A 6,884-nucleotide genomic window follows, 5' to 3' on the forward strand; every position below is an offset into this window, starting at 1 on the left:
TGATGGAGGAGCAGCATAAGGAGATGCTGCGCAACCTCATCAACGGCGTGTACGACGGCTTCGACACCTCGGGGGTGCGCCACTACCAGCCCGGGCAGCTCGGCCCGGCCGAGGACTCCGCCCACGCGCGCCCGGCGGCCCCCGTCGCCAAGCCCGCGCAGCCCGTCGCACCGCCCGCCGCCTTCGTCCCCCCGGAGATCGCCGCCGCGCGCGCCCTCCAGGTCGCGCCGAAGATCAACGAGGTGGGCGTGGAGACGCTCTTCGGAGAGGACCTCATCTCCGAGAAGAGCCTGGACGAGGTCATCCTCAGCTACCTGGCGGGCGAGGACAACCAGTAGCGCACCCACACGAGCCCGTAGGCGGTGAGCAGCGCGACGGCGAGCCCGTCCAGCGCCACGCCTACCCGCATCATCGTGGGCAGGCGCACGTAGCCACTGCCGAAGACGATGGCGTTGGGCGGAGTGCCCGCGGGCAGGGCGAAGTCGCACGACGAGGCGTAGGTACTCACCGCGAGCAGGGGCAGCGAGGGGGGCAGCACGTTGAGCAGCACGTTCACCGTGGCGGTGTTGGAGGCCACGGCCGACAGCAGCACGGTGGCCAGGGCCACGGCGCCGTACTGGGCGGGAGCGCCCAGGGACTCGAGACCCGACAGGCGCGAGGCCATGTACGTGGACAGACCGCTGCCCTCGATGCCGGCGGCGAGCGCGAAGCCCCCTCCCAGCAGCAAGAGCGTGTCCCAGGGCACCCGGGCGAGGGCCTGGCGTGAGAGTCGGCCGAGCAGCACCAGCGTCCCGGCGGCGAGCAGCGCCACGCCCGCCTCGTAGTGCTTGCCCAGCAGCTTGAAGCCGCCGAAGGCCGAGGCCACCCACGGGGCGAGCACGTCCCGGAAGAAGTCGCCCCCCATCCACAGCACCGCGGCCACGAGGAAGACGGTGCCCACCACCTTCTCGCCCCCCGACAGCCGCCCGAGCGCGGCCAGCTCGCGCTGGATGACGTCCACCCCCTGCCCGGGGCCCAGGGCGTCCTTGCGCCCCTCGCGCCACAGCACCCACCACACGAGCGGCAGGAAGAGGACGACGAAGGGCAGGGCGGCCACCATGTACTCGACGAAGCCCACCTCGACCCCCAGCCGCCGCGAGGCCACGCCCGCGAAGACGGAGTTGGTGGGACTGCCAATCTTCGTTCCGATTCCCCCCACGTTGGAGCCGTAGGCCACGCCCAACATGAGCGCGGCGCCGAAGTGGCCCAGCCGGCGGCCCTCGCTGGCCTCGAGCTGGGCGATGAGCGCCAGGCCGATGGGCACCATCATCACCGCGGTGGCGGTGTTGGAAATCCACAGGGAGATGCTCGCGGTGGCCACCAGCATGCCGAGCAGCAGCCGCTGGGGCGCGGTGCCGATGGCGCGCATGATGAGCAGGGCGATGCGGCGGTGCAGGTGCCACTGCTCCAGCGCGGCCCCCAGGGCCATGCCCCCGAGGAAGAGGAAGATGTAGGGGTCCACGTAGGGTAGGGTGGAGCGAGCCACGGCGGCGGGCAGGCCCTCCACGGCGAAGACCCCCAGCGCCGGGAAGAGGACGAGCGGGAGCAGGGCCGTCCAGGCCATGGGGACGGCCTCGGTGAACCACCAGAGGGCCATCCAAGCGGCCACGGCGGCGGCGGCGGCCGGGCGGTGTCCCTGGCCGGGCACCGTGTGGAGCCCCGAGGGGAGGAGCAACAGGGCCGCGGCGGCGAGCGGCCCGGCGAGCAACCCGAAACGGCGGGTGCGGGAGGGCTCGGGGGAGGTCGCACTCGGGGAGTTGGGCGTGGCCACGCGCCCACCGTGGCACAGGTGGCACGAGCAGGGCCATAATCGCCCCGCCCATGATTCAGATGTTCCACGTCTACAAGGCGTATCCCGGGGATCCGCCCGTCCTCTCGGACATCAACCTCCATGTGGAGAAGGGCGAGTTCGTCTTCCTCACCGGGCCCTCGGGCGCGGGGAAGACGACGCTCATGAAGCTCATCTTCTGCGCGGAGAAGGCCACCAAGGGGCAGGTGCTCGTGGGCGGGCGCAACATCGCGCGCATCCGCGAGTCGGCCGTGCCCTACCTGCGCCGCAACATCGGCGTGGTGTTCCAGGACTTCAAGCTGCTGCCGCACCGCACGGTGTCCGACAACGTGGGCTTCGCCCTGGACGTGCTGGGCACGCCCCGCGCCGAGGCGCGCGAGCGCGTGCAGCGCATGCTCAAGCTCGTGGGCCTGCAGCACAAGGCGGACTCGCTGCCGCTGAAGCTCTCGGGTGGTGAGCAGCAGCGCGTCGTCATCGCCCGGGCGCTCGTGAATGACCCCACCATCCTCCTGGCGGACGAGCCCACGGGGAACCTGGACCCGGCGCTCACGCTGGAGATCATGGACCTGCTCATGGACGTGAACGTGCGCGGCACCACGGTGATGGTGGCCACCCACGACACCAGCCTCATCACCCGCTACCAGAAGCGCACCTTGCGGCTGGAGCGGGGGATGATCGTCTCGGACGAGGACGGCGTGAAGGCCGCCCGGCGGATGGCGGCGGGATGAGCGTGCTGGCGAAGGCGGCCTACTTCTGGCGCTCGGCGGCCTCGGGCCTGCGGCATGCGCCCTTCGTCCACTTCATCGCGGTGACGACCATCGCCATCGCCCTCTTCTCCGCGGGGCTGGCGCAGGCCGTGGGGCGGATGGTGGACGGACTGCTCGGCTCGCTGGGGGGCGAGGTGCAGGTGACGGTGTACCTGTCGTCCGAGCTCGACGAGGAGGGCGCCTCGGTGCTGCGCGAGCGGATGGAGGCCACCAGTGGAGGCCGGGCCACGCTGGTGCCGCCGCGGGTCGCGCTCGAGCGCCTCGAGCGTGAGCTGGGTGACCTGGGCGAGGCGCTGACGCACCTGCCGGAGAACCCGCTGCCGCCCTCGCTGGAGCTGGAGGTGCCCTCGGAGCGGCGCACGCCCGGCGCGCTGAAGGCGCTGGCGCAGGAGCTGCGCGCCATGCCCGGCGTCACCGGCGTGGACTACGGCGAGGAGGCGGTGGAGCGGCTCTCGGCCATCTCGAAGGCGCTGCGCTACGGCGGTTGGGTGGCCTTCGCGGTGGTCCTGCTGGCCACGGTGGTCATCGTGTCCGCGACGCTCCAGCTCGCCATCTACGCGCGGCGCGGGGAGATCGAAATCCAGAAGCTGGTGGGCGCCACGGACCGCTTCGTCAAGGCGCCCTTCCTCATCGAGGGCTTCCTGCAGGGGCTGCTCGGGGCGGTGGTGGCGCTCACGGCCCTGCTGACCTTCGAGCGGCTGGTGGGGCCGGGGCTGGCCTCGCTCTTCTCCTTCCTGGTGGGGTCCGGGGGCATGGTGCCGCTGCTGGAGCCGGCGATCGCCCTGGAGCTGCTGGTGGCGGGCTGCGCGCTGGGGCTGGGCGGAAGCTTCATCGCGGTGGGGCGCTTCCTGCGGGTATGAGCCGGCTCGTCCTCCTCTGGCTGCTGCTGTGTGGTGCCGCGGCCCTCGCGCAAGAGGGGACCGAGGCGCCGCCGTCCGCGCTGGACGAGGCGTCGCAGCAGGCGGACGTCCGGGAGAAGCTGGCCACGCAGCGGGCGGCGCTCGCGCTCATCGAGTCGCGCAAGGTGTCCGCGCTCGAGGTGCTGGAGATGGTGGAGCAGCGGGCGGCCACCAGCTCGCAGCGGGTGAAGGTGCTGGAGCGGGACCTGGCCGTCTTCCGCAAGCGGCTGGCCGTGGCCGAGCAGGAGGACGCGCTGACGCAGCAGATGCTGCGCGCGCAGATGCGCCGGCTGTCGCCGCGGCTGTGGGGCATGTACCGGATGATGCGGCGCCGGCCCCTGGAGGTGTTGCTGAGCGCCAAGGACTTCTCCGCCATGGTGTGGCGCTCGCGGGCGCTGCGGGCGACGCTGGAGGAGGATCTGCGGCTGCTGCGCACGGTACAGCGGGTGGCGCGACTGCGGCGCCAGGCGGCGGCCGAGCTGCGGCGGCTGCAGGGCTCACTGGACGTGCGGCTCGGCTTCCTGCGCGAGCAGGCGGGGCTGGCGCGGGCGCAGCAGGAGGCGCTGGAGGAGGTGGTGGGCGCCATCAAGGGCGAGGCCGAGCTGGCGCGGCGCATGGTGCGCGAGCTGGAGCAGGCGGACGCGGACCTCAGCCGCGTCATCCAGGACCTGAACGAGGGCCCGGCCACGTCCGGCTTCGGGGCGCTCAAGGGCAAGCTGCCGTTCCCCGCGCCGGGCCTCATCGAGGTGGGCTTCGGCAAGGTGGTGAACCCGCGCTTCAACACCGTCACCGTGCAGAAGGGCGTGGACATCCGCGCGCCCGCGGGCACGCCGGTGAAGGCGGTGGCCGAGGGCACCGTGGCCTACGCGGGCTGGCTGCGCGGCTACGGCAACCTGCTCATCCTGGACCATGGAGGCGGCTACCACTCGCTGGTGGCGCACCTGTCCACTGTCACGCCCCAGGTGGGGGCCCAGGTGACGGCGGGCGAGGTCGTCGGTGAGGTAGGCGACACGGGCTCCCTCAAGGGCGCCTACCTGTATTTCGAGATTCGCCGGGCCGGGAACGCGGTGGACCCGGCACCTTGGCTGGCGCCCGCGCGCTAACTGATGCGGCGCGGCATGGCGGTGAGTAGTCTCCAGGCCGTGGATCTCATTTCAGGCCTCCAAGTGGTGACCCGGCGCATGTTGGTGGCGCGCGGGGTGCAATCGGAGATGGTGGACGTGGCCGGGCAGCCGCTCCACCACTACGCGTTGAAGGGGAGCGGCAAGGGGCCGCCGATCCTGCTGGTGCACGGGCTGGGCGGAGCGGCCAACGGCTTCGCGCGCCTCTTCTTCGGACTGTCCAAGCGCTTCGAGCGGGTGCTGGCGGTGGACTTGCCGGGACATGGCTTCTCGCCGGAGTACTGCCTCGGGCCCACGTGCGTGCGCGGCCAGTACGACATGCTGGTGGAGTACTGCCGCAAGGTGGTGGGCGGGCCGGCCTTCGTGGTGGGCAACTCGTTGGGCGGAGCCATGTCGGTGCAGCTCGCGGCGGAGCACCCGGAGCTGGTGAAGGCCCTGGGGCTGGTGGCCCCCGCGGGAGCGGACGTGGGGCACGAGCTCATCCGCGAGGTGCTGGAGGCCATGGACGTGCGCACGGCCGAGCAGTCTCGCGCGCTCACCCGGCGCCTCTTCCACCGCCCGCCCTGGCTGATGATGGTGTTCGCCGACATGGTGCGCGGCATCTACTCCACCCCGGCGGTGCGAGCGCTGAGCGCGGACGCGCTGGCCAGGGGCGAGTACCTCAAGCCCGAGGTGCTCAAGGGGCTCCCCATGCCGGTGCTCTTCGTGTGGGGGGGGAGTGAGAAGCTGCTGCCCCACCAGAGCCTGGACTTCTTCCGCTCGCACCTGCCAGCGCATGCGCGGGTGAGGGTGGTGGAGCGCTTCGGCCACATCCCACATGTGGAGCGGCCCGACGAGCTGTTGTCGGAACTGGTTCGGTTCGCGGACGCCTCCGGCCTGTAGCTCGTGTAATTCCGAGTTGTCCGGTATTGGAATTTTCTAATAGAGTGACCGGACGAGTGCCTCGTCATGGCACCAGGTAGGAGCAATCACATGTGGAAGAGATTCGACCGCGCGCTGGGCGTGGTGGTGGGCCTGACTCTCGCGCTGGTGGCGTGCCAGCCCCCGGAAGAGGAGCAGCCCCAGTCCAGTGAGGGTGAGGCGCAGGTGGTGGTGCGCGGACTGTCCGCGTACAACATCGACAGGATGGTCATCACCGCGCAGCCGGCCAACGTCTCCCGGACGCTGGACTACAACGCGGACGCTGGCGTCTTCTCCGGGCGCCTGTTGCTGCCGGCCGGGGAGCAGACCCTGACCGCCGAGGGGTACTCGTCCTCGTATGTGCCGGACGGCGGCTCGACGGACGCGGGCTGGCCGGACGGCGGCTCGACGGACGCGGGCTGGTCGGACGCGGGCTGGTCGGATGGCGGCTCCGCGATGGACGCGGGCTCGATGGACGGTGGCGCGACGAGTGGCGGCACGCTGGTGGCCTCTGGCTCCGCGACCGTCACCATCGTGGCCGGTGGCTCCACGTCGGTGACCCTGCGCATCTATGACCTGACGCCTTCTCCGTCGCAGGGTGACATCGGGCCGCTCATCCGCTCGGTGACGGCCTCGGGGACGGAGGTCACCGTTGGCAACTCCATCTCGCTCAAGGTGGACGCGGTGGATCTGGATGGCGATGCGCTGTCGTACTCGTGGTCGAGCAGCTGCCCGACCAGTACCTTCAGCAGCCCCTGGTCCTCCTCCACCCGCTGGAGCAACAGCAGCCCCGGCGTGTGCCGCATCTCGGTGACGGTCTCCTCCCGTTGGCAGAGCACCACCGAGTCGTTGGAGGTGACGACCTTCTCGGCTCCGGTGGATGGTGGCCCGGGTGAGGGCAGCGTGCAGGTGACGGGCGAGTACGTGGCCCGCCCCAGCATCTACAGCATCAACTTCTCGGGTCCGGGCGTGCCGAACACGAGCGTGTACCGCAGCGGCTCCAGCGCCACCCTGCCCAGCGCGCAGGCCGGGATGGCGTACACGGTGGACATGTGGATGGACTTCGGTACGCGCTTCGGAACCTTCGAGGCCCGTCTACACTCCACCTGCGGCGGCACCTTGAAGAAGATGTGGGACAGCTGCGCCTCCGGTGGCTACTGCAGCGCGACCTACAATTGGACCACCCCGACTTCCGGCGTGGCGTGCAAGCTGACCGCGGAGGCCCTCAACGGCCACCTCGTCGACAGCTTCGCCGTCGGCGTCGCCGTGCGCTAGACGCGGGTCCCCTCCGCCAGCCCCTGGTCGCGGCACTCCAGGGGCTGGCGGTGTGTCCAAGGCGGTTCGCCACCTGCTCCGCTGGGCGCCGCCT

General features: G+C 71.2%; 6 protein-coding genes and 1 pseudogene. 6 read left to right on the forward strand and 1 reads right to left on the reverse strand.

Translation table 11 applies throughout. The features are described 5' to 3' along the window. Positions 1 to 338 (forward strand): annotated as a pseudogene (locus VF697_RS09790) (hypothetical protein); the annotation flags it as partial. Here the strand turns inward: VF697_RS09790 and VF697_RS09795 are convergent. Continuing rightward, positions 311 to 1,810, reverse strand: coding sequence for a DASS family sodium-coupled anion symporter (locus VF697_RS09795; protein WP_331093575.1), 1,500 nt, complete (start codon positions 1,808 to 1,810; stop codon positions 311 to 313). The pseudogene VF697_RS09790 and the gene VF697_RS09795 sit on opposite strands and share 28 nt — an antisense overlap. A gap of 50 nt (positions 1,811 to 1,860) precedes the next feature. Here VF697_RS09795 and ftsE point away from each other — a divergent pair, with 50 nt between their 5' ends. The 5 genes from ftsE to VF697_RS09820 all read left to right on the forward strand — a co-directional run bounded on the left by ftsE (position 1,861) and on the right by VF697_RS09820 (position 6,790). Beyond that, positions 1,861 to 2,556 (forward strand): cell division ATP-binding protein FtsE, encoded by a 696-nt coding sequence (gene ftsE, locus VF697_RS09800; RefSeq protein ID WP_331093577.1) that lies wholly within the window; start codon positions 1,861 to 1,863, stop codon positions 2,554 to 2,556. Continuing rightward, on the forward strand, positions 2,553 to 3,455 hold the full coding sequence (locus tag VF697_RS09805; RefSeq protein ID WP_331093578.1) for a cell division protein FtsX: 903 nt from the start codon (positions 2,553 to 2,555) through the stop codon (positions 3,453 to 3,455). The genes ftsE and VF697_RS09805 overlap by 4 nt, the downstream gene beginning before the upstream one ends. Then, a complete protein-coding gene (locus VF697_RS09810; protein ID WP_331093580.1) occupies positions 3,452 to 4,597 on the forward strand; it encodes a murein hydrolase activator EnvC family protein in 1,146 nt (381 codons plus the stop codon). The genes VF697_RS09805 and VF697_RS09810 overlap by 4 nt, the downstream gene beginning before the upstream one ends. A gap of 15 nt (positions 4,598 to 4,612) precedes the next feature. Then, positions 4,613 to 5,497: an alpha/beta fold hydrolase gene (locus tag VF697_RS09815; RefSeq protein ID WP_331093582.1), complete on the forward strand. Its 885-nt coding sequence runs from the start codon at positions 4,613 to 4,615 to the stop codon at positions 5,495 to 5,497. Positions 5,498 to 5,587: 90 nt separating this feature from the next. Continuing rightward, entirely contained in the window at positions 5,588 to 6,790 is a 1,203-nt protein-coding gene (locus tag VF697_RS09820; RefSeq protein WP_331093584.1) for a hypothetical protein, read from the forward strand. Positions 6,791 to 6,884: the final 94 nt, after the last annotated feature.

The organism is Archangium sp. (assembly GCF_036388035.1).
GTDB lineage: Bacteria > Myxococcota > Myxococcia > Myxococcales > Myxococcaceae > Archangium.

Bases quoted from the DNA above. Each gene is read 5' to 3' on its own strand.
- VF697_RS09820 (WP_331093584.1), top strand. From the start codon at position 5,588: ATGTGGAAGAGATTCGACCGCGCGCTGGGCGTGGTGGTGGGCCTGACT.
- VF697_RS09805 (WP_331093578.1), top strand. From the start codon at position 2,553: ATGAGCGTGCTGGCGAAGGCGGCCTACTTCTGGCGCTCGGCGGCCTCG.
- VF697_RS09810 (WP_331093580.1), top strand. From the start codon at position 3,452: ATGAGCCGGCTCGTCCTCCTCTGGCTGCTGCTGTGTGGTGCCGCGGCC.
- VF697_RS09815 (WP_331093582.1), top strand. From the start codon at position 4,613: ATGGCGGTGAGTAGTCTCCAGGCCGTGGATCTCATTTCAGGCCTCCAA.
- ftsE (WP_331093577.1), top strand. From the start codon at position 1,861: ATGATTCAGATGTTCCACGTCTACAAGGCGTATCCCGGGGATCCGCCC.